Genomic DNA, 2,456 nt, shown 5'->3' on the forward strand with positions numbered 1-2,456 from the left:
CTTTTGAGATCGAACAACCCGCGCGAGGCGCTGGCGAGTATGGATCTGACCACCCTCATGAGGCGTCTGCGAGATGTGATGGATCGCCACCTCCTCTCCCGCCATCAGATGAGAGGCGAGAGCGGCAGCAAAATGACGAAAAAGGAAAGGCGGGCCCGCGAGCAGGAGCGCCTCTCCAAACGAGAGGAGGCGACCGAAAGTATGGAGCGTCTCGCCTCGATGGGTGAGGACATGCTCCGCAGCGTCCGTATGGACCAGGTTGGTAAAACGGCGGACTCTCTGATGCAACGCCAGCGCGATCTAGCTCGCGCTTTAGAGCAGATGCGCAAGTCCGGCGAGGCGAGCCCGGGGGCCAAGAGTCGTCTTGAGAAGGAGGTCTCCCGTCTCCAAAAGGAACTTGACAAGCTCATGCAGCAACTATCGAGTCTAGCCCGCCGCATGCCCGGCGAGTTTATGAACCAGCAAAGCATGCGGAACATGCCGATGCAAAACATGCGGAGCGCGTTTGATCGTATTCGCCAGCAGATGCGAAAGGGCGATTTTCGGGGGGCGCTAGACACACTCCGGCGGCTGATGAACCAGATTCAACAGCTAAGGAACGCCATGCGCAGGCTTCAGCGTAACCAGATGTCCGCGCAGCGGGGCGGGCAGCCAATGAGACGTCGTCAGACGGAACTAGGGGCCATCGTCAAAGAGCAGCAGGCCGTCCTGAGCGGCACGGTCGATGTGCATGGCAATGTGATGGGACGGATGACAAAGGGGTGGCCCAATAGCCTCAAAGCCCTCTCCAGGCGCTTTGAAAAATCACTTGCCGAGGAGCGTCAACTCGCCGAGCGCATCATCGAGTTGGATTGCGGACCGAAATCAATTTCTAAGACCAAAGAGACGAAGGCCGAGGGGGAGCGCAAACTTGAAAAAGCGCTTGAGGCAATTCGAGGGGCTCTTTCCTCTGGTGGCGTTGGCCAGAAAATGCCGGCACTGCCGAAATTGTCGGAAGAAGATAAACGCCGCGCCGAGAAAGAGCGGCGCGAGGAGGGACGCAGATTACACCGCACCGCGCTCGATAAAATGCAGCGGCATCTCAAGCTTGGCGATTGGCGGGATGTTTCTGCCATCATTCGCCGAATGAGGGAGATGGTTCAAGAGGAGCCCTGCATCGAGAAAAAAGAAAAAGATCGCGCCATGAAAAGGTGGCAAGATGCGAGTAAAAGACTCGATTCGCTTTTGAGAAAAGTTGAAAAGAGAGCGCCCGGCAGCGAACGACGATCGCTGGCTGAGCTTCAAAAGCGGCAAAAGGCGCTTGAGGATCGTTTGACATCATTTCGAGATCGCATCAGACGCATGATGCAGCTCTATCCGTTCCTGGACCCGAAACTACTCCGACGTATCGAGGAGGCGCGGGCCGCCATGATTGGTGCGAAGGGCTCGCTGGGAGAACGGCGGGCCTCGGCCGCGATTCCACACGAGGAGCGCGTACTTGAACTACTTGCCCAGAGCCAGAGGCAGATGAACCGCTCGATGCAGCAGATGGCTCGGCGCGGCCGCCTCGGAAGGGGCACCCCCCGGGGGGCTGGCGGCTATCGAAGGCCCGGGCGTGGTTGGTGGGCCCGCAATCCCAACAGGCGGGGGCAGGATCCCTCGTTCCGACAAGGAAAACAGGGCAAGGACGGGCGACAGGGGACGGATTTCAGCGAGGTTCTCATCCCCGACCGGGAGCAATACAAGGTACCCGAAAAATTCAGGGAAGAGGTGATGGAGGCGCTCAAGGAGGGGCTTCCCAATTCGCTTAAATCAGAGATTGAAAATTATTATGAGCGGTTGACCCGATGATGATGAGAAGAAAAATTGGGCTCGTGATGATCTCGACCGCCTTGTGGTTTGCTGCGGCCTTGTCGCCCTCGGCCTCTGTTGCTGCACCGGCACTGCCACCGCAGGTATTGCCTGTTGTACCTGTATCTTATGCGGCACCCAAAAGGCCCGAGGGTTATTCTCAAGTGGTGGACAAGCTCCGTGCCTGGGAACTCGATGAGGCCGCGCGAATAATTGCCGAGTATCGCCTCAAGGCGCCTAAGCTTGCCGATTGGGATGCGCTGGCGGGCTCAGCGGCCTATCTGCGGGGCGAGTATGGGAAATCTATCGCCCTTCTCAACAAGGCGCTCAAGAGGAGCCCCGGCGAGAGCGAATGGCTCGAGCTCAGGCTTCACGTCAAACAATCCCAGTCGGCGGTTGACGGATTTGCCACCCATCGCACTAAAAATTTTGAGATTCGCTATGACCCTAAAATAGATTCTCTCCTCATCCCCTACATGAGTGAAGCCCTGGAGGCGGCCTATCTCGCCTACGGCGGCAAGCTGGGGGTGAAGCTATCGAGCCGTGTGCGCGTCGAGGTGTTCTCGGACCCGGGGCGCTTCCACAAGGCCTCGACCATCAGGCGCGCTGACATCGAAAAAGGCGTC

General features: G+C 58.3%; 2 protein-coding genes. Both read left to right on the forward strand.

Going from position 1 to position 2,456, the window contains the following annotated elements; genetic code table 11:
• On the forward strand, positions 1–1,830 hold a 1,830-nt coding region (locus HOJ95_18845; protein MBT6396751.1), incomplete at its 5' end, for a DUF4175 family protein.
• Positions 1,827–2,456 (forward strand): hypothetical protein (locus HOJ95_18850; protein MBT6396752.1); only part of this gene is annotated, 630 nt, incomplete at its 3' end. The genes HOJ95_18845 and HOJ95_18850, both read left to right, overlap by 4 nt.

This window comes from Nitrospinaceae bacterium (genome assembly GCA_018669005.1).
GTDB lineage: Bacteria > UBA8248 > UBA8248 > UBA8248 > UBA8248 > UBA8248.